The organism is Roseibium album, from assembly GCF_001404515.1.
In the GTDB taxonomy this organism is placed as follows: domain Bacteria; phylum Pseudomonadota; class Alphaproteobacteria; order Rhizobiales; family Stappiaceae; genus Roseibium; species Roseibium album.
This window is the reverse complement of record NZ_CXWE01000003.1, coordinates 627685-647374: the sequence shown is the minus strand read 5'-3', so window position 1 is coordinate 647374 and position 19690 is coordinate 627685. Positions and strand designations below refer to the sequence as shown.

Sequence of the window (19690 nt, the reverse complement as noted above, 5' to 3'; positions counted from 1 at the left end):
AAAAGGGGATTTCCGGCTTATTGCGTCGACCCGGTGCCAAGTCAGGCGCAAACATCCCGATCAACCAGGTGGCAATTATCCGTAATTCCGCATTTCAGAGCTTGAAGGCAAATTGAATGCTTCACTACCGGCACTCCGGATCGAACGAGCAGAAGTCGATCGTTCTTCTCCACGCAGCGGGGTTCGACGGGCGAATCTGGACACGGTCCGCAGAACTTCTTTCCGGGTTCAATTGCATATGTCCGGACTTACCAGGTCACGGAAAATCGGAAGGTGTACCCTTCACCGATTTTGACGATGCCAGTGACCGGGTTGCCGAGTTGATCGAAAGCCTTGATCCCAAGCGCGTTCATCTCGCCGGACTGTCCTTGGGCTCTTATGTCGGCTTCCGGTTGTTGGTTCGCCATCCACATCTCGTGGAAAGTGCCATCTTCAGCGGTTTTCAACACAATCCTATTCCGGCCTCGGTGTTTATCCGAGCGATCATGCATGCTTCGACCTGGATGATGAATTCCAAGAGGAACCGCGAGAAGATGGCCCGATCCATGGGCGTATCGGATACAAAGCTGATCAGCCAGGCTTCCGGACGCTCGAATGCATCTTCCAGAACGATGCGGAAAATCGGATCTCTGGCGCTCGATTTCGATGCATCGCCGGAGCTTTCGCACGTTGCAACACGAACCCTGGTGGTCGCAGGCGAAAAGGAGCATCCGGCCATTCTCGCTTCGCTGTCGGCATTTCAGGCTGCCATGCCGAATTGCACTTCCCGGCTCGTCCCCGGCCTGGGACACGGCTGGATCGCAAACGACAATGAGCTCTTTGCCGAAACACTGCGTGCCTGGACAGAACAGCAACCTTTACCGGACAGACTGGCCGAGATTACTCAAGGCTGACTGACCTGTCACGCACATGCATCCTGTCATCCCCGCACCGGCGGGGATGATCTTTTCGTAAATGACTTGCCGATAAGCGAGTCAGGACACGTTGAACGCCGCAATTGCCGCCATATTGACGATGTCGCTGTCCTTGGCTCCGATCGGCAAGATCTGGATCGACTTGTCGAAGCCGGTCAGAAGTGGGCCGATGACGGTGGCCCCACCCAGTTCCTGGAGCATCTTTGTGGAAATCGAAGCGGAGTGGAACGCCGGCATGACCAGGACGTTCGCCGGACCTGAAAGACGGCAGAACGGGTAAGCAGCCATCCGGTCCATGTTCAGGGCAACGTCGGCAGCCATGTCCCCGTCATATTCGAAATCCACCCGCCGGCGGTCGAGGATCTTGACCGCCTCGATGACTTTTTCAGACCGCTCCCCGCGCGGATGACCGAAGGTGGAATAGGCCAGCATTGCGATACGCGGCTCATAGCCGAGCTTGCGCGCGACATGGGCAGCTTCTTCCGCGATGTCGGCGAGTTCTTCCGAATTCGGCATATCGATCACCGCCGTGTCGGCGATCAGAACGGTTTTGCCCCGGACAAGAGCCAACGACACGCCGATGACCCGGTGCCCGGGTTTCGGATCGATGGTTGCCTTGACCGTATCGAGCGCGACCGAATAGTTCCGCGTAAGACCGGTCACCATGGCATCAGCGTCTCCGCGGGCCACCATGATGGCCCCCCAGTAATTCCGGTCGTTGTTGACCATGCGCTGGCAATCGCGCAGCAGGTAACCCTTGCGCTGAAGGCGGCCATAAAGATATTGCGCATAGTCCTCATTCCGATCCGAGAGACGGGCATTCTGGATGGAAACACCGGGGCGATCGATATCGACACCCGCCTGATCAGCCATGGAATTGATCTCGTCCTCCCGGCCGATGAGAATCGCTTCGCCAAGGCCCTGCGAAGCGAATGCGACAGCCGCACGGATGACCGGCTCTTCCTCACCTTCGGCGAAGACGACGCGCTTGGGCTGCTGGCGGACCTTGGTGAAAATCCGCTGCAACGTTCCGGCAATCGGGTCGCGCCGTGCTGAAAGCTGGTGCTTGTAGGCCTCCATGTCGACGATCGGGCGTCTGGCGACGCCTGAATCCATTGCGGCCTGTGCGACGGCTGGCGGGATGGCGTGGATCAACCGGGGATCGAACGGAACGGGGATGATATATTCCGGACCGAATTTCGGACGGTTGCCGCGATAGGCGGCAGCCACCTCGTCGGGCACTTCCTCGCGCGCAAGCTCCGCCAATGCGTGAGCGCATGCAACTTTCATCTCGTCGTTGATTGTTGTCGCGTGAACGTCGAGCGCGCCGCGGAATATATAGGGAAACCCGAGCACATTGTTGACCTGGTTCGGATAGTCGGACCGGCCGGTGGCAACAATTGCATCATCACGAACGGCCGCGGCATCCTCCGGCGTGATTTCCGGGTCCGGATTGGCCATCGCAAAGATAATCGGGTTTGGCGCCATGACGCGCAGCATGTCCGATGTCAGAGCGCCCTTGACCGAAACACCCAGGAAAACATCCGCACCCTTCATTGCATCATACAGTGACCGGTCGGACGTCTCGATCGCATGCGCCGATTTCCATTGGTTCATACCCTCGGCACGGCCCTTGTAGATAACACCCTTGGTATCGCATAGCGTGACGTTGTCATGGGGAACCCCCATTGCCTTGACAAGTTCGATACAGGCAATGCCTGCCGCCCCGGCGCCGTTGCACACGACCTTCGTTGTCTTCAGGTCTCTCCCCGTGAGGTGCAGCGCATTAAAAAGTCCCGCCGCCGCGATGATCGCCGTACCGTGCTGATCGTCGTGAAAGACCGGAATATCCATCAATTCGCGCAAACGCTGTTCGATGATGAAACAGTCGGGCGCCTTGATGTCTTCCAGATTGATGCCACCGAAAGAGGGACCGAGGTAGCGCACGGAATTGATGAACTCCTCAACGTCCTGGGTCTCGACTTCAAGATCTATTGAATCCACGTCGGCGAAACGTTTGAACAGAACCGCCTTGCCTTCCATCACGGGTTTGGAGGCGAGCGCGCCAAGATTGCCCAGACCCAGAATGGCGGAACCGTTGGAGATCACGGCAACCAGATTGCCCTTGGTGGTGTAGTCATATGCCCGGCTCGGATCATCCGCTATCGCCAAGACAGGTACCGCCACACCTGGCGAATAGGCCAGTGACAGATCGCGCTGCGTGGCCATCGGCTTGGTCGGTGTGACCTCGAGCTTGCCGGGCCGGCCCTGTTGGTGAAACTGAAGAGCTTCCTGATCCGTAAAGCTGACACTGGTTTTTGGCGAAGTCTTATCGGTGGACATGGCGCGGGTGTTTCCTCCTGGTCGCACTTCTTATCGAGGCGGGACACCGACCTTATCCCCTGGAAAATGAAGCCTCAAGCCAAGAAGGCATAACCCTTTTGTGGAATGGCGGGCGAGGTTTGGTACGTATTTGTCATGAGTGGACAGAACGCGCAGAAAACAGCCCCGGCCGATCAAAAAGTGACGCCGATGATGGCCCAGTATATCGAGATAAAGACCGCCAATCCGGACAGTCTCCTGTTCTACCGGATGGGTGATTTCTACGAGCTGTTTTTCGAAGACGCGGAAATTGCCTCACAATCGCTCGGCATCACGCTCACCAAGCGCGGCAAACACCAGGGAGACGACATCCCGATGTGCGGCGTGCCCGTGCATGCGGCCGACGACTATCTCCAGAAACTGATTGCCAAGGGACACCGGGTTTCGGTTTGCGAACAGACCGAGGATCCTGCGGAAGCAAAGAAACGCGGCTCCAAATCCGTCGTGCGCCGTGACGTGGTCCGGCTGGTGACGCCCGGAACTCTGACCGAAGAACGCCTTCTGGACGCCGGCACCAACAATTACCTGATGGCGCTGACCCGCCTCAAAGGCGGTTCGCTATCGGGTGATGCCGTCTTCGGGCTTGCCTGGATCGACATGTCCACCGGTTCGTTTCAACTGTCTGAAACCGATCAGCAAAGACTGGCCGCCGATCTGGCGCAAGTGTCACCCCGCGAACTGATCCTTGCCGACTCGCTGCTGCAGGAAAGCGACCTCCGGCTCGTCGCCGAACAATCCGGCGGCTCCCTGTCACCCGTCCCGCGCGCCTTTTTCGACAGTTCGACGGCCAGCGACCGGCTGGCCCATTATTTTGGCGTGAAAACCCTTGACGGCTTCGGCACATTCAGCCGGGCGGAACTGTCGGCAGCCGCCGGAATATTGTCCTATATCGAACGCACGCAACTGGGCGAACGCCCACCGCTCGATCCCCCAATGCGCGAGGCGGGCGCCGGACGCATGCTGATCGATCCGGCGACCCGCGCCAATCTCGAGCTGGCCCGCACGCTTTCCGGCGAAAGGCAAGGGTCACTGCTGGCCACTATCGACCGGACCGTGACCGGAGGCGGATCCCGTCTGCTGGCGAGCCGCCTCGCCGGGCCGCTGGTCAATGTCGATGCCATTCATCACCGGCACGATTCGGTTGCGTTTTTCCTCACCAATGAAATCAAGCGTGAAGGATTGCGCCAGACGTTAAAAGGCGCACCAGACATGGCTCGCGCGCTTTCCAGGATTGCCCTCAACCGCGGAGGACCACGCGATATTCTCAGTGTCGCACAGGGTCTTGCTGCCGCGCGCGCCGTACTCGACCAGACCCGGAATGGAGACATTCCGGCAGAAATTGCCGCTGCCCGTGCGAGCCTGGAACAGGCACCACATGAACTGGGCACGCAACTTGTCGCCGCGATCAAGGAAGAACCGCCTCTTCTGAAACGGGATGGTGGCTTTGTTGCAACCGGATACAATTCCGATCTCGACGAACTGCGTTCGCTGCGTGACGAAAGCCGCAAGGTGATTGCCAAACTGCAGGCGGAATACTCGGAAGAACTCGGCCTCAGGTCCCTGAAGATCAAGCACAACAACGTGCTTGGCTGGTTCATCGAGGCTCCAACCGCCCAAACGGAAAAGCTGACCGCCGATCCGGCAAGGTTCATTCACCGGCAGACAATGGCGGGTGCCATGCGGTTCACAACCACGGAACTGGCCGATCTTGAATCGAAGATTGCCAGCGCCGGCGAACGGGCACTGGCCATCGAACTGGAAATCTTCGATCAGCTTGGTCAGGCGATCATCGAGACAGGCGATGCAATCAAGGCGGCGGCCCATGGTCTGAGCATTCTGGATGTGTCCGCAGCGCTGGCAAAACTCGCGCAGGAGGAAAACTATTCCAGGCCCGTGATCGACGACAGCCGGGCTTTCGAAATCAAGGGTGGTCGTCACCCGGTCGTCGAGCTGGCGCTCAGGAAAACCGGTGGGGAGAGTTTTGTCGCGAATGATGCCAACCTCGGACCGGATGCGTCGGAGGAAATTGGCCATATCTGGCTCATCACCGGCCCCAACATGGCAGGTAAGTCGACCTTCCTGCGGCAAAACGCGCTGATTGCCGTCCTTGCCCAGATGGGGTCCTTCGTTCCCGCACTTGAAGCCCATATCGGCGTGGTGGACCGGCTATTTTCGCGTGTCGGAGCCGCCGACGATCTGGCACGTGGCCGCTCCACATTCATGGTCGAAATGGTCGAGACCGCCGCCATTCTCAATCAGGCAGGCGACCGATCACTGGTCATTCTGGATGAAATCGGCCGCGGCACGGCGACATTCGATGGTTTGTCGATCGCCTGGGCGACGATCGAACACCTGCACGAAGTCAACAAGTCCCGGGCGCTCTTTGCGACGCACTATCACGAATTGACGGCGCTTTCGGCCAAGCTCGATCGGCTTTCAAACGCCACCGTATCCGTCAAGGAATGGAACGGCGACGTCATTTTTCTTCATGAAATTGTCCCCGGGGCAGCCGACCGGTCCTATGGTATCCAGGTCGCCAAGCTCGCAGGTCTTCCTGCAATGGTCGTCGAGCGTTCGAAGCAGGTTCTCGGCCAACTCGAGGAACAGGACCGGCGCTCGCCCGCGGAAAGCCTGATCGACGAGTTACCGCTTTTTGCCAATATCACAACAAAGCCTCCCGGCGGCGCCGCCGATCCGGCAAAACCGAACCCTGTCAGCGAAGCCCTGACGGAACTTGCTCCCGACGACATGACACCAAGGGAAGCCCTTGAAGCGTTGTACCAGCTCAAGACGCTTCAGGCGGGTGGTGACGGCTGATTGCGCTTTTTACGTGACCTGACCGGAAAGTCGGATTAGGTTGACACCGCTTCCAAAGCCTCCTCTTAAAGCGGCCATTCCGATCATGTTTTCTTCTGCGCAGCTCCCGCGACAGGTGCTGTTGATAATGCTGCTGCAGTTCACCAAAAGCCTTGGTGCATCTGCGCTCATACCGCTGATGAGCTTTTTCATCGTCGAGGGGCTCGGGTCGAAGCCATGGCAGGTGGGGCTCTATACCGGGCTGGTGATGCCGCTCACCCTGGTTGCCAACCGCTGGGCTGGCGAGCAGCTGGATCACGGTTTTCTGGTAAAACGGTTGCTGCTCATCTCCATCTGCGCGTTCATTGTCCTGACAGCATTGCTGACACAGGTTTCAAGCCTCCTGATGCTGGTGCTGCTCGTCGCGCCGCTGATGGGTCTGGCGAACATGGGATCGGGCACGATTTTCACCTATGGCCGCATCTACGCCGAACGCAACGATCTGGATGTAGCGCGGATCAATTCATGGCTTCGCATGACCGTATCCCTTGCCTGGATGATCGGACCCGCGGCCTCCTTTACCCTGGTTGCCCAATACGGCTTTTCGGTCACCTTTTTCTGCGCGTTTGTCGTCGGCCTTGTGTTCCTGGTGCTTGCGTGGCTATCGATACCGGCCGATTTCAGATCGAACAGCAAGCCGAAAGTCAAAAGCAAGGACGAGCCCGTCAACTGGGGCCTTCTGATCGCCGGGCTGACATGTCTCGGCTTCGTCGTCACCAACACGCTGTTCGTTTCTGCCATGCCGCTGTTTTTCGTTCAGGAAACCGGCCTTCCCGGATCCACGCCCGGACTGTCCCTATCGGTCAAATGCCTGGTGGAGGTGTTCGTGATCTTCGGGTCCGTGCGCCTGGCCGAACGCATCGGTATCCGTCAGGTTCTTGTGCTTGCCTCGGTTCTTGCCGCGACAAGCATGCTGCTGTTCACCCAGGTCACCGAACTCTGGCATGTAATTGCCGTTTCCGTGATGGAAGGTGTCTATTACGGCCTGTTTGCAGGCGTTTCGATCAGCTTCGTGCAAAGTTTCGCGCCAGACCGCCCCGGTCGGGCAACCGCCATTTACATGAACAGCCTGTTTCTGGGTGGCATGATCGGCAGTGTTTCCATGGGCATCATTGCAAGTGCGACCGACTTCAAGACGGTGCTCTATGTCGCCGCCTGCTCCTCTGTCGTTGCACTCATCGTGCTGATGGCAACATTGCGAATTCAACCCGGTACAGCCCAGGAGACTACCTGAGGTCAGCCCGCCTTCGCCACGGCGAGTGCATTTGCCATGGCGCCGGCAAAGCTTGTCCGGTCGTCCGGATTGAGAAAATTGCCGAGATCGACCGACTCACCCCGGCTCGTCAGCGTGATTTTCACGACGCCTTCGTCTTCGACGCGCTCAATCGAAAGCCTGACCCAGAACGGGTTGAACCTGAATTCCTGGAAGCGTTTGCCCGGCCCGACCTTGCGAATGATCAGGTCGTTACGGGACACAACAACCTCTTCATAGGTTTTCGCGGACCGGTAGTTCATCCGGAACGCGAACCAGAGCAGGGCGATGTCGAGACCGAAGAATCCGAAGACCGGCCAGGCACCTATGCTCCAGAACAGGATGCCCGCGGCAAAGCTGACCGCGCCGAAACAAAGCATCAGGATCATGAAACCGTTCGGGCCCAAGGACCTGTACGGTGTCAAAACAGCCGAGAAAAAAGGACTGTCCATATCCTTCGACCGGTCACTAATCTCTGGTTTCGGATTGTTCTCACTCATGAGGTTTGATTATAGAGAGTTCATGACCCAAGCAAAGAGCTCAGCCAAAAGCAAATCACCCAGGCAGACTGCGAAACGGAAACAGGCGGGAAAAACAACGCCGTCCGTCGACAATCCCGGCAAGGTGCTGAAACGGTCCCGGTACAGCAAGGCCGAGACGTTCGCCATCTTTCAGAGATTTCACGCTGACAACCCCGAACCGGAAGGCGAACTCGACTATGTCAATGCCTTCACACTGCTGGTCGCGGTTGTCTTGTCGGCCCAGGCAACGGATGTCGGTGTCAACCGGGCAACGAAGAACCTCTTCGAGATTGCGGATACACCTGAAAAAATGCTGGCTCTTGGCGAGGACAGGGTCCGGGAAGAGATCCGGACGATCGGTCTTTACAAGAACAAGGCGAAAAACGTCGTCCTCCTGTCCGAACAACTGCTTCGCGAACACGGCGGAGAGGTTCCGGAAAATCGCGAAGCGCTCGAAGAATTGCCAGGCGTCGGTCGGAAAACCGCCAATGTTGTGCTGAATATCTATTTTGGTCATCCGACGATCGCGGTCGATACGCACCTGTTCCGCCTCGGTAACCGGATTGGAATCGCTCCTGGAAAGACCCCGCTCGACGTCGAAAAGGCCATGGAGAAGGCTGTTCCGGCGGAATATTCCCTGCATGCCCATCACTGGTTGATCCTGCATGGACGCTATATCTGCAAGGCACGCAAGCCGGAATGCAGGCGTTGCGTGATCTACGATCTCTGCAAGAGCCGGGAAAAAGAAAAATTCGACGCGATCCCCGAAATCGCTGTGCGGACCAGAGCGTTGATTGAAAAGGATAAGATCGCTTGACTGTTACCGCAGAACCGTTTCCGGAAAGCACGCGTCTGACCTTTCGCCTACCGACGCCGGATGATGCCGTCTTTTACAGAACGCTGATGAACGAGCCGGATTACCATCGCTTCATAGCCGATCGGGGCATTCGTTCGGACGAAGATGCAGTCGGCTACATCGAAGGCAAAACGCTCGTGCATTTTGCGGATCACGGGGTCGGTCTGTGGCTGGTGGAACTGAAGGAAACGGGCAGACCGATCGGCGCTTGCGGCCTTGTCGTTCGCGATGAGCTGGACCACCCCGACCTTGGCTACGCCTTTCTGCAGGACAGCCGCGGCAAGGGGTATGCGGCTGAAGCTGCCCGAGCGGTTTTGGCGTATGTTGCGCAGAACATGGATCTGCCGCGCCTGTGCGCAATCACCCACACAGAGAATGTCAGATCCGCCAGTCTTCTTTTGAAAATCGGATTTGTTTCAAAAGGTCAGATTTACCTGGCGGCGTATGACGATACGTCCGACTATTTTATCTATGATGTGAAACGGGACCTTTCGGCCGCTGAGTAATCAGAGCTTCTCGCGCACGCGCACGACGACATCGACGCGCACGACTTCCATGCCTTCAGGGGCTTCGGGAAGCTTGCCGATACCAACGCCTTCACCTGGAATATCGATCACGCGGTTCTCACCTTCGATGAAGAAGTGATGGTGATCGGAAACATTTGTGTCGAAATAGGTCTTGTTGCCGTCGATCGCGACTTCGCGCAACAAGCCTGCTTCTGTGAACTGGTGCAACGTGTTGTAGACCGTCGCCAGCGAAACCGGGACGTCGGCCCCGACCGCTTCCTCATGAAGAAGTTCCGCTGAAATGTGGCGATCACCCTTGGAATAAAGCAATTCTGCCAGGGACACACGCTGGCGCGTCGGCCGCAAGCCCGCTGTTCGCAGCATGCCGGTCACATCCTTGCCGGCCGTTTCCAATTCCCTGTGCGTCGTCATTCCAAATCTGTCCAAATCTAAGTCCTTGTTTCGGATGGCCGTTTTCACACTATCCCACCTTCGTTAAGGAACTTTTTCCGCAGGTCTTCGGCTAGTTCTGCCATTTCTTGTGCCTAAAATGCAAGTTTTTACCGCGACGTGCAAGCTGACGGCGCGAAGACAATCGGTCTGATCTTTCATTCGAATCTCGCCAAATAGCCTGTAAATCCCTGAAATTTGGCTCATGTGACATCTTTCGGTCATGGTTCCCCTGTGGTAGGAAGGCGCCGCAAACAGAACGAAAAACTAACCCGTTCCACCTAGGGATAATGGGTAGGAAGCAAGAAAACGGATCCTGAATGACCGAGCGCCGCTCCAGCTACGACTACGAAGCTCTACTCGCCTGCGGCCGCGGCGAGCTCTTTGGCCCCGGCAATGCCCAGCTGCCACTCCCGCCGATGCTGATGTTCGACCGGATAACGGAGTTGTCCGAGACGGGCGGCGAATACGACAAGGGGTATGCGCGCGCGGAATTCGACATCAAGCCGGATCTTTGGTTTTTCCCGTGTCACTTTCAGGGCAACCCGGTCATGCCGGGCTGTCTCGGTCTGGATGCGCTCTGGCAGCTGACCGGTTTTTTCCTTGGCTGGCTCGGCCTTCCGGGCAAGGGCATGGCGCTTTCAACCGGCGAGATCAAATTCAAGGGCATGGTCACACCGGACGTCAAACTCGTGGAATACGGCGTTGACTTCAAACGGATCATGAAGGGGCGCCTGGTTCTGGGTATTGCTGACGGCTGGCTGAAGGCTGACGGCGAACAGATCTACAAGGCAACGGATTTGCGTGTCGGCCTGGCGAAGAGCTGAAGCAAATTTCATCGATCAAATTCGACCGGCGTTTCTCTTTTTCATTGGGGGCGCCGGTTTGCGTATTATGTAAGGGCAAGAAGGCTTGAGCAGTGACCGGGCCATTTGCACCTTGAACAAATAGGAGACCGCAATGAGACGCGTTGTCGTCACCGGTATGGGTATCGTATCCTCCATCGGATCAAATGCACAGGAAGTGCTTGCCAACCTTCGTGAAGGCAAATCCGGTATCAGCTTTGCGCCGGACTATGCCGAACACGGCTTCCGCAGCCAGGTTCACGGCATGCCGGATATCGACATACCGTCGCTGGTCGACAAGCGCCAGCTTCGCTTCATGGGCGATGGTGCGGCCTACAATTACATTTCCATGCAACAGGCGATCGCCGACAGCGGACTGGAAGATAGCGACGTCTCCAATACGCGGACCGGCCTGATCATGGGATCTGGCGGACCTTCCACCAAGAACCTGTTTCAGGCGCACCAGATCGTTCTTGAAAAAGGGGCTCCCAAGCGCATGGGGCCGTTCATGGTCACGCGTGGCATGAGCTCGACCAATTCGGCCTGCCTGGCGACCCCATTCAAGATCAAGGGGATCAATTATTCCATCACGTCCGCATGCTCCACGTCCGCACACTGTATCGGTGCCGCAACCGAACAGATCCAGTTCGGCAAACAGGATGTGATGTTTGCAGGCGGTGGCGAGGAACTGGACTGGACCCTTTCCTGCCTGTTCGACGCCATGGGCGCGATGTCTTCCAAATACAACGACACACCACAGACCGCTTCGCGCGCCTATGATTCGACCCGTGACGGGTTTGTCATTGCCGGCGGTGGCGGCGTGGTCGTCCTGGAAGAACTGGAACGCGCCAAGGCTCGCGGCGCGAAAATCTATGCCGAGGTCACGGGCTACGCGGCCAACTCCGACGGGTATGACATGGTGGCTCCCTCCGGCGAGGGCGGAGAGCGCTGCATGCGACTTGCCATCGAAACCCTGGGAGATCGCAAGGTCGATTACATCAACACGCATGGCACTTCGACACCGGTCGGTGATATCGGTGAAATCGAAGCGATCCGCCGTGTGTTTGGCGACAATCAGCCGCCTGCGTCTTCCACAAAATCCCTGACCGGACACAGCCTTGGAGCAACCGGTGTGCAGGAGGCGATCTACTGCCTGCTCATGCTGCAAAACGATTTCATGACGGCATCAGCAAACATCAACGAACTCGATCCGGCACTCAGCAAGGACGAAATCGTCACGGAACGTGTCGACAATGCCGGATTGGATACCGTGCTCTCCAACAGCTTCGGGTTCGGAGGCACCAATGCCTCGCTCGCGCTGTCACGCTACCACGGCTGAGGAGACCGACATGTCTAATCTTATGAAGGGCAAACGCGGCCTGATCATGGGTGTTGCCAACGATCACTCCATCGCCTGGGGCATCGCGAAGACACTTGCCGATCACGGGGCGGAGCTCGCCTTCACCTATCAGGGTGAAGCCTTCGGAAAGCGCACCAAACCGCTGGCCGAATCCGTGGGATCGGATATTCTGCTCCCGTGCGACGTCGAGGATATCAATTCGGTAGATGCGGTGTTTGACGTCCTGAAGGAAACCTGGGGCAGCATCGATTTCCTGGTTCATGCCGTCGCTTTTTCCGACAAGTCGGAATTGCGCGGCAAATATGCGGACACCACCCGGGAGAACTTCTCCCGCACGATGCTGATCTCGTGCTTTTCCTTCACGGAAATTGCCAAGCGAGCGGCAGACATCATGCCGGACGGTGGCTCGATCATCACGCTGACATATGGCGGCTCCACCAGAGTGATGCCGAACTACAATGTCATGGGTGTTGCCAAGGCCGCGCTTGAATCTTCCGTACGGTATCTTGCGGTCGACTATGGCGAGCAGAATATCCGCGTCAATGCGATTTCGGCCGGTCCCGTGCGCACGCTTGCCGGGTCGGGTGTTTCTGACGCGCGTCTCATGTTCAACTTCCAGAAACGCAATTCACCACTTTGCCGGACGGTATCGCTCGACGAGATCGGTGGCACCGGGCTCTACCTTCTGTCCGATCTGTCCGGTGGCGTGACCGGCGAAGTGCACTTCGTCGACAGCGGCTACAACATCATGTCCATGCCGCGACTCGAGCAACTGAAGGCTCAGGAAACCAAGGTGGACTGAGTTCCCAAGCAAAACAAACGGTTCAAAGGCGGCTCATGGCCGCCTTTTTCGTTGATGCCGGCCTGTCTCCAAAGAGTCGCGATAACCTCGATGTCCTGCCATAACCCTCAACGGTCTTGCCCGTGCCGCGGCTCGAGGAACTGAAGGTTCAGGATCGCAACGCCAAAAGAACCTTGCTTGGCTGATCGATGGTTGGCCAATGCGAGGCGCCATCCAATTCCACTTTGGTCAACCCGGAAGTCTTCAGCCAATTCAGCGAATTTTCCGGACAATTCGCAGGGTTCAAAACATAAAGAACATTTCCCGCAGACCGAAGTCGCTCGCCGGGATGACTGGTTTGCGAGTATTGTCGCGCATCGCGCCCCAGAGACCATAATGCGCCTGGGTCCGCTCGCGAGACCCTTTCAGCATAGCCTTCAATGATACGGTTGGGCTTCGCCATCTCATGAAGGCGCTCAAGAAACGCAACGCGAAAGGAAACCGCGTCATCGTAGTCGGCTGCCGTGCCTGAGAAATAGGCGTCTTCCGCCGTCAAGTTACCCTCAAGGGATACGATAGTGTCAATTGTGCTGTCCGAGAGATGTGCCGCTTCGGCTGCAATGATCGACGCAACGGAGTGCGCGATAACGGAACGTGCACCGAACCTGCGCGCCTCGGCAGCAAGGTGTTGTGCCAGCGTCGCAATTGACGTTTCCCTCAAAGGCTCGGCACCAAAGCCTGGCAGGTCGAGCGGAAGAATCTGCGGATCCCCGGACCGACGTGCATCGACCAGCGGGGCGAACATTGAACTGTTGTCTCCGAATCCGGCGACGCAAAGAATCGGTCCCTTGATGTTCATCTGATCACGTACGGCGCGCAATACAGCGTAGCTCGACAACCGCTCCGTCTCGCACGAAACCCGCGACTTCTATTGCCGTCCAAGCAGGGTAAGGCTCGCTAACGGTTGCGGCACGCACCTCCTTGAAAAGCTCCAGATGTTCGCGCAAGCCGACATGGTAGCTCGTCATTTCAACAATGTGCTCAAATCCCAGGCCAGCCTCCTCGAGCACAAGGCGGACTTTCTCGAAAGCATGCTCGAACTGCTCGCGCGGATCACTGGACAGATGGCCATTTTCATTTGAACCGGTGAAACCAGTCATGAACACGAAACCGTCGTGCTCCAGTCCGGGAGACATGTTCCAGTCGCGCACGTAACTGTTCAAGACCGACGGAACAATGGCATCAGGCATTCTTGCCCTCCGAGATTGCGGTTGTGGTTTTTCAGGCAACTTAGGCGATAATCGGATCGCACGCCAACAATGCCGTTCACCGAAGGGGTGTCCGCCGCCGGGGCCGACACAATTGAACAGTTGGCTGCTGCTCTGGAAACGAAAAGATCAGGGGAGCACCTGCTGGCGGTCCAAGCGAGTGCTCAATCCTCCACGACTTCGTCCGGATAAACGCCGAAAAGGCGGGTCTGGTCCAGCCAGCCGTCATATTGCTCGCCATTGACGCGGCACCAGCCGCCGGCACATTCGGTGACTGAAGTGAGAACAAACGGTTCAAGTTCCGCAACGATATCCGCATCGGATTTCGAGCGCGCGCGCAACGGTGTCCTGTTGGCCTTCTCCCAGGGTGTGACCAGCGCGGTCCGGCGGCCGGACAGCAGGGAATGGAATACCCAGCCAACCTTGCCTTCCCAATCGCGGATACGCCGCCAGTTCTCGAATTCCTGGATGATTTCGACAGGAAGGCCCGACTGAACGAATGTCCAGGCGACGGCATGTTCACGGGACGGACCGACACGGACGTTGACACGATCCGATTTCAGGCTGACAAATCGCGGAACGGGAAGTCCGGAGGTCCCGGTTGTCGTACCTTGTGCGTCAGCAGGGACAGCATTCCAGCTGATTGCCAGGAAAATTGTCAGCACACACAGTAGAAGGCGAAGGCCTGGATTCGAACGGGTCATATTGTCCGGTTGTCCAATTGTTCTTGATCGTTGAGTTGCGTCAAAGCTGTACCGAAAAAACTGCGTGAAAACCACCTTGCCGAATTTGGCTCGTGGGCAATGCGCGGCGATTGAAAGCGATCTCTTGTTTCTGCCGAACCATCTGGTAAGGAAAAGGGTAAGGTCTCATGCGCTCGCGCGACGCGCAGCATCAAAGTGAATCCGTTGTGGTTAACAAATCCCCAACGAAGCGCGAAAGGCAGTAGGTATGGCGAAAAAGAAGCCTGTCGTTGTTGTGACCCGGAAGCTTCCGGAGGTGGTCGAAACCCGGATGCGTGAACTTTTTGAAACGCGTCTCAATGAAAATGACAGGCCCTTCAGCCAGGCAGAGCTGGTGGAAGCTGTCAGAACCGCCGATGTTCTCGTGCCAACGGTGACCGACCGAATCGATTCGTCGGTGCTGTCGCAGGCCGGTGAAAACCTGAAACTGATCGCTAACTTCGGCAACGGTGTCGACAACATCGACGTGGTGACAGCCAACAACCGGGGAATCAACGTCACGAATACACCGGGTGTGCTGACCGAAGACACGGCGGACATGACCATGGCGCTGATGCTGTCCGTCCCGCGTCGACTTGCCACAGGTATCAGCGCTCTGGAAAGCGGGGAGTGGGCCGGATGGTCTCCAACCTGGATGCTTGGCCACCGGATCTGGGGAAAACGGCTCGGCATCATCGGCATGGGCCGGATCGGCCAGGCAGTCGCCCGCCGTGCAAAGGCATTCGGCATGTCGATCCACTACCACAACCGCCGCCGGGTTGCCGACGAGATCGAGGAAGAGCTGGAAGCGACCTACTGGGAAAGCCTCGACCAGATGCTGGCACGCATGGACGTGGTTTCGGTTCATTGTCCACATACGCCCGCGACCTTCCACCTCCTGTCTGCCCGCCGCCTGAAGCTCCTCAAGAAGGATGCCTACGTGGTCAACACCGCCCGTGGTGAAGTCATCGACGAAAACGCGTTGATCCGGATGCTTGAGGCAGGTGACCTTGCCGGAGCCGGTCTCGACGTCTTCGAACACGAACCTGCCGTCAATCCGAAGCTTGCCAAGCTGGAAAATGTCGTGCTGCTACCGCATATGGGTTCTGCGACAATCGAAGGGCGCATAGAGATGGGCGAGAAAGTCATTATCAACATCAAGACCTTCATGGATGGCCACCGTCCGCCGGACCGCGTCCTTCCATCCATGCTTTGACGGTCTTCTTCGGAACATTCCGTGGCGAATTCGCGATCAAGCGCCCCGTTTCAGGTTCCCGACAGCCTTTTATGGCTCAATAAGAAGGAAGCGGGTGCGTCATGGCTCGAAGCGCTTCCTGATATTTTTGAGGCCGCCTGCCAGACGTTCGATCTGACGTGTATCGGCCGCCCGTATTCCGGCGGGTGTGTATCCTATGTGGTGCCGGCGCGGCGGAATGACGAAGCCGTTGTTCTGAAGCTTCAATTCCAGCACCGGGAATCCGAATGCGAAGCCGATGCCCTCAAGCATTGGGACGGCAATGGCGCTGTGAGGCTGCTGGACCACGCGCCGGACATTGGTGCGCTGTTGCTGGAGACTTGCGATCCGGGACGGTTTCTTGCCGACGATCCGGAGCCGGACAAGATCGGTGTCATGGCGGATCTGCTCCGCCGATTGCTGGTCCCTGCCGGCAAGCCCTTCCGAACTCTTGCCGGTGAAGCTGCCTTGTGGCTTGAAGCGCTTGAAGGTGACTGGGAATCGGCCGGAAAACCGTGCGATCACTACCTTGTTGACGTCGCGCGCGCAGCCTTGAAGGACCTCACAGCGGATGACAACGGAGAGGTCCTGCTCCATCAGGATCTCCACGGGCACAACGTGCTGTCTTCGTCGCGGGAGGCCTGGCTGGCAATAGATCCGAAACCCCTAGTCGGAGATCCGGCCTTTGCCCTCAGTCCGATCGTGCGGAGTTTTGAATTCGGCCATTCCAAAGAGGCCGCCATGTACCGGCTCGATCGGCTTTCGGAAGAACTGGAGTTGGATCGCGAGCGCGCCCGGCTGTGGACGATCGGACAGGCCATGGCCTGGGCATTCGACAGCAGCTACAGCGAACGGCATTTCGAAATGGTCCGGTGGTTGATGGCTGACTAGCAGCTATCGATTATATTTTTGCCAAATCGCGCTTTCACCCATGCCCTCGACAAAAGCCTTGTGTGCCGCATATTCATCATCGGTCAATCGCGAGGCGAGTGGAACAGGGCGTGGCTTTGCGTTGAATTTGCCGAGTTCTCCGGAAACAGTGGCGCCATTTGAGGAAACAGCCTGCTCTTCTTCCGGCATCAGACCAAGCGCGGTCTGACGACCACCGATGAGTTCCAGATAGACTTCCGCGAGGATTTCAGCGTCGAGCAGGGCGCCGTGCTTGACGCGCCTGGAATTGTCGATGCCATAGCGGGAGCACAGGGCATCGAGGGAGTTCGGGCCGGTCGGGTGTTTTCGACGGGCAATTTCCAGCGTGTCGAGCACCTGGGTGTTCGGAATGGTGCGTCGACCTGCTTTCTTCAGTTCTTCGTTGATAAAGCCCATATCGAACGCAGCGTTGTGAATGACGAGCGTCGCATCACCCACGAATTCCAGAAACTCGTCGGCAACATGCGCGAACAAAGGCTTGTCTGACAGAAACTCCTCAGAAAGACCATGCACGCGGAAGGCTTCTGCCGGCATGTCGCGCTGGGGATTGATATAGACGTGATAGGAGTTGCCGGTCGGAATGTGATTGAGAAGCTCCACACCGCCAATCTCCACCAACCGGTCACCACCTCGGGGATTAAGTCCTGTCGTTTCCGTGTCGAAGGAGATCTCGCGCATTGTTTGCCTTTTCACTTTGACCCTAGTGTGCAGCGTGGCCAGCCCGACGCAAGAGCGACAGTTGGTTTTCCCCGGTGTTCGGGAAAATTTCAGGCTACGACGCCCAACTCCTGCAGAATTTCGTCAACCCGTTGCCCGGCAATCGCCAATCCCTGACCCGTATCGATCAGAAAGTCGGCGCGATCGCGCTTTTCGGCATCGGGCACCTGTGTCCCCAGGATCGCCTGAAAGCGCTCCTCGGTCATGCCGTCCCGGGCAAGAACACGATCGCGCTGGATATCCGCATCGGCGGATACCACGACAACGACATCGACCCTTGTCTCAGCCCCGGTCTCAAACAGAAGGGGAATGTCCATCAGAACAGCGGAATGGCCGTCCATCCTGGCGAGGTCAAGAAACACCTGTTCTTCTTCGTGCACCAGGGGGTGGACAATGTCTTCGAGACGTTTCATGGCTTCAGGATTGCCGAGGACCTGTTTCGACAGCAACGCCCGATCAACCTTGCCATCAACGATGGTGCCGGGAAATGCATCGCCAATCAGAGGCACGCCACGGCCTTCGTAAAGCGCATGAACGCAGGCGTCGGCATCATGAACCGGGACACCGCGTTCAGCGAACATCTTCGCGGTTGTCGATTTACCCATGCCGATGGACCCTGTCAGACCAATCCGGATCATACGTTCACCCCAAGATCCTTCAATACCAATGCGCGCAAGTCATCTGTGACTTCCGGCCTGACGCCAAACCAGCGCTCGAATCCGGGAACCGCCTGATGGAGAAGCATACCAATTCCATCAACCGTCGGATTTCCCTGCACCGCTGCCTGTTTGAGCAACTCCGTTTCGAGAGGAGAATAGACGATGTCGTTGACGAGCGCATGGCGCGGCAAATTCGAAAGATCTATTTCCAACGGCTGTTTTCCCGTCATGCCAAGCGATGTCGTGTTCACCAAAAGGTCCACTTTTCCAAGCAGGGTCCCCAGGCTTTCCCAACCGTGAGCAAACGTTTTGGAACCAAATTCATCGCAGATTTTTCGCGCTTTTTCTTCGGTTCGGTTGACAACATGCACAGCTGTGAAGTCTCGGGACAGGAGCGCCCAGACGATCGCACGTGCTGCGCCACCGGCCCCCAGAACCAAAGCGGTTCCCTGCGAGCGATTCCAGCCCGGCGCCAATTGATCGAGATTGCCCAAAAATCCCATACCGTCGGTATTGGCACCACAAAGCCGGCCGGTTTCGTCCAGCCAAAGGGTGTTCGCAGCACCCATGGTCCGCGCCGTTTCATCCAGCCAATCGCAGGCGCTTGCAGCTATTTCCTTGTTCGGCACCGTGACATTGGCACCCACCAGGCCGGCGCTCCGCAGATTTCGATAAAAGTCACTTGCAGCTTCCGGGGCGACATCGATGCGACCGTATTCTCCGAGAATTCCGTGTTGCTCCAACCAGTATCCGTGAATGAGCGGCGACCTGGAGTGGGCAACCGGGTGGCCCGTAACTACAGCTTTTTTCACAACCGCGCTCATGTCTCGATAACCTTGAGCGTGCGGAGTTCCGCCAGCAAAGGAAGCATTGGCAGGCCCAGAATGGTGAAATAGTCACCTTCGATCTTTTCAAACAGCTGAACGCCCAGGCCTTCCAGCTGATAAGCGCCGACGCTTGAAAGCACGTCATCACCGGCCGCGGCAAGATAGTGCCCTATGAATTCGGGTGTCAGGTCACGCATGGTCAAGCGGGCGGTTGAAACCTGGCGCCAGACCGCTTCACCCTTTTGCGAAATCACGACTGCGGAGTGCAATTCATGGGTCTTGCCGGAAAATGCGAGCAACTGCCGTCGGGCTGCTTCCATATCGTCGGGTTTGGTCCTGCGTTCGCCCTCGAAAGCCAGGATCTGATCCGCTCCGACGACGAGATCAGCCTGCCTGCGTCCGCTGACATCATTTGCCTTGGCTTCCGCCAGAACGCTGGCAAGATCTTCGGGTGGGAAGCCCGCCTCGAGAAGCGGCGCCTCTACCGCCCGTTCATCGACGACAGCCGGGTCGATCTCGATCACAAGACCTGCATTTTCCATCAGTTCAGCGCGGATTTTGCTGCCGCTCGCCAGAACGAGTGCCATTTTCCCTCTCAGATGTCTGTTCG

Annotated in this window: 20 protein-coding genes; 10 read left to right on the top strand and 10 right to left on the bottom strand. The window is 57.5% G+C overall.

The genetic code is table 11. The annotated features are described in order from the left end of the window. Positions 1 to 116: 116 nt before the first annotated feature. The gene (locus tag LA5095_RS12515) at positions 117 to 893 is read left to right on the top strand and encodes an alpha/beta fold hydrolase (protein WP_055115299.1); all 777 of its coding nucleotides are present in this window, start codon (positions 117 to 119) and stop codon (positions 891 to 893) included. An 81-nt stretch (positions 894 to 974) separates the two neighbouring features. Here the strand turns inward: LA5095_RS12515 and LA5095_RS12510 are convergent, their stop codons facing one another. Next, positions 975 to 3257, bottom strand: a complete 2283-nt coding sequence (locus tag LA5095_RS12510; protein WP_055115690.1) for an NADP-dependent malic enzyme — start codon at positions 3255 to 3257, stop codon at positions 975 to 977. A 135-nt stretch (positions 3258 to 3392) separates the two neighbouring features. Here LA5095_RS12510 and mutS point away from each other — a divergent pair, with 135 nt between their 5' ends. After that, positions 3393 to 6113, top strand: a complete 2721-nt coding sequence (mutS, locus tag LA5095_RS12505; protein ID WP_055115688.1) for a DNA mismatch repair protein MutS — start codon at positions 3393 to 3395, stop codon at positions 6111 to 6113. A 127-nt stretch (positions 6114 to 6240) separates the two neighbouring features. Then, positions 6241 to 7386, top strand: coding sequence for an MFS transporter (locus tag LA5095_RS12500; RefSeq protein WP_208992654.1), 1146 nt, complete (start codon positions 6241 to 6243; stop codon positions 7384 to 7386). A 2-nt stretch (positions 7387 to 7388) separates the two neighbouring features. On the opposite strand, the gene LA5095_RS12495 is transcribed toward LA5095_RS12500, so the two are convergent. After that, positions 7389 to 7904 carry a DUF2244 domain-containing protein gene (locus LA5095_RS12495; RefSeq protein WP_055115295.1) on the bottom strand — a complete coding sequence of 172 codons (516 nt, stop codon included), beginning with the start codon at positions 7902 to 7904 and terminating at the stop codon, positions 7389 to 7391. 22 nt (positions 7905 to 7926) lie between these two features. On the opposite strand from LA5095_RS12495, the gene nth reads away from it, so the two are divergent. Beyond that, positions 7927 to 8742 carry an endonuclease III gene (nth, locus tag LA5095_RS12490; protein ID WP_082442514.1) on the top strand — a complete coding sequence of 272 codons (816 nt, stop codon included), beginning with the start codon at positions 7927 to 7929 and terminating at the stop codon, positions 8740 to 8742. After that, positions 8739 to 9287: a GNAT family N-acetyltransferase gene (locus tag LA5095_RS12485; protein ID WP_082442513.1), complete on the top strand. Its 549-nt coding sequence runs from the start codon at positions 8739 to 8741 to the stop codon at positions 9285 to 9287. The genes nth and LA5095_RS12485 overlap by 4 nt, the downstream gene beginning before the upstream one ends. Here the strand turns inward: LA5095_RS12485 and irrA are convergent, their stop codons facing one another. Beyond that, positions 9288 to 9719 (bottom strand): iron response transcriptional regulator IrrA, encoded by a 432-nt coding sequence (irrA, locus tag LA5095_RS12480; RefSeq protein WP_055115293.1) that lies wholly within the window; start codon positions 9717 to 9719, stop codon positions 9288 to 9290. Between the two features lie 338 nt (positions 9720 to 10057). On the opposite strand from irrA, the gene fabA reads away from it, so the two are divergent. The 3 genes from fabA to fabI all read left to right on the top strand — a co-directional run bounded on the left by fabA (position 10058) and on the right by fabI (position 12744). Continuing rightward, a complete protein-coding gene (gene fabA, locus LA5095_RS12475) occupies positions 10058 to 10564 on the top strand; it encodes a 3-hydroxyacyl-[acyl-carrier-protein] dehydratase FabA (RefSeq protein ID WP_029060682.1) in 507 nt (168 codons plus the stop codon). Positions 10565 to 10697: 133 nt separating this feature from the next. Continuing rightward, complete coding sequence (gene fabB, locus LA5095_RS12470) at positions 10698 to 11921, top strand: beta-ketoacyl-ACP synthase I (protein ID WP_055115291.1); 1224 nt, start codon at positions 10698 to 10700, stop codon at positions 11919 to 11921. Positions 11922 to 11931: 10 nt separating this feature from the next. Beyond that, positions 11932 to 12744 carry an enoyl-ACP reductase FabI gene (gene fabI, locus LA5095_RS12465; RefSeq protein WP_055115289.1) on the top strand — a complete coding sequence of 271 codons (813 nt, stop codon included), beginning with the start codon at positions 11932 to 11934 and terminating at the stop codon, positions 12742 to 12744. Positions 12745 to 12892: 148 nt separating this feature from the next. Here fabI and LA5095_RS12460 read toward each other — a convergent pair whose 3' ends face one another. From LA5095_RS12460 to LA5095_RS12450, 3 genes are all read right to left on the bottom strand, one after another. Beyond that, positions 12893 to 13582, bottom strand: a complete 690-nt coding sequence (locus LA5095_RS12460) for an alpha/beta fold hydrolase (RefSeq protein ID WP_055115287.1) — start codon at positions 13580 to 13582, stop codon at positions 12893 to 12895. 4 nt (positions 13583 to 13586) lie between these two features. Then, positions 13587 to 13973, bottom strand: coding sequence for a RidA family protein (locus LA5095_RS12455; RefSeq protein ID WP_055115285.1), 387 nt, complete (start codon positions 13971 to 13973; stop codon positions 13587 to 13589). Positions 13974 to 14155: 182 nt separating this feature from the next. Continuing rightward, positions 14156 to 14695 carry an SH3 domain-containing protein gene (locus LA5095_RS12450; protein ID WP_055115283.1) on the bottom strand — a complete coding sequence of 180 codons (540 nt, stop codon included), beginning with the start codon at positions 14693 to 14695 and terminating at the stop codon, positions 14156 to 14158. Positions 14696 to 14942: 247 nt separating this feature from the next. Between LA5095_RS12450 and LA5095_RS12445 the strand changes: the two genes are divergently transcribed. Both LA5095_RS12445 and LA5095_RS12440 read left to right on the top strand, forming a co-directional pair. Next, positions 14943 to 15929 carry a 2-hydroxyacid dehydrogenase gene (locus LA5095_RS12445; protein WP_029060688.1) on the top strand — a complete coding sequence of 329 codons (987 nt, stop codon included), beginning with the start codon at positions 14943 to 14945 and terminating at the stop codon, positions 15927 to 15929. A gap of 21 nt (positions 15930 to 15950) precedes the next feature. After that, positions 15951 to 16838, top strand: a complete 888-nt coding sequence (locus tag LA5095_RS12440; protein ID WP_055115281.1) for an aminoglycoside phosphotransferase family protein — start codon at positions 15951 to 15953, stop codon at positions 16836 to 16838. A 3-nt stretch (positions 16839 to 16841) separates the two neighbouring features. Here LA5095_RS12440 and dnaQ read toward each other — a convergent pair whose 3' ends face one another. From dnaQ to LA5095_RS12420, 4 genes are all read right to left on the bottom strand, one after another. Continuing rightward, positions 16842 to 17555: a DNA polymerase III subunit epsilon gene (gene dnaQ, locus LA5095_RS12435; RefSeq protein WP_055115685.1), complete on the bottom strand. Its 714-nt coding sequence runs from the start codon at positions 17553 to 17555 to the stop codon at positions 16842 to 16844. An 89-nt stretch (positions 17556 to 17644) separates the two neighbouring features. Continuing rightward, positions 17645 to 18232, bottom strand: a complete 588-nt coding sequence (gene coaE, locus LA5095_RS12430; protein ID WP_055115279.1) for a dephospho-CoA kinase — start codon at positions 18230 to 18232, stop codon at positions 17645 to 17647. Then, positions 18229 to 19077 carry a shikimate dehydrogenase gene (locus tag LA5095_RS12425; protein ID WP_186009626.1) on the bottom strand — a complete coding sequence of 283 codons (849 nt, stop codon included), beginning with the start codon at positions 19075 to 19077 and terminating at the stop codon, positions 18229 to 18231. Before LA5095_RS12425 ends, coaE begins: the two co-directional genes overlap by 4 nt. Beyond that, positions 19074 to 19667 carry a Maf-like protein gene (locus LA5095_RS12420; RefSeq protein ID WP_055115277.1) on the bottom strand — a complete coding sequence of 198 codons (594 nt, stop codon included), beginning with the start codon at positions 19665 to 19667 and terminating at the stop codon, positions 19074 to 19076. Before LA5095_RS12420 ends, LA5095_RS12425 begins: the two co-directional genes overlap by 4 nt. Between the last annotated feature and the right edge of the window lie 23 nt (positions 19668 to 19690).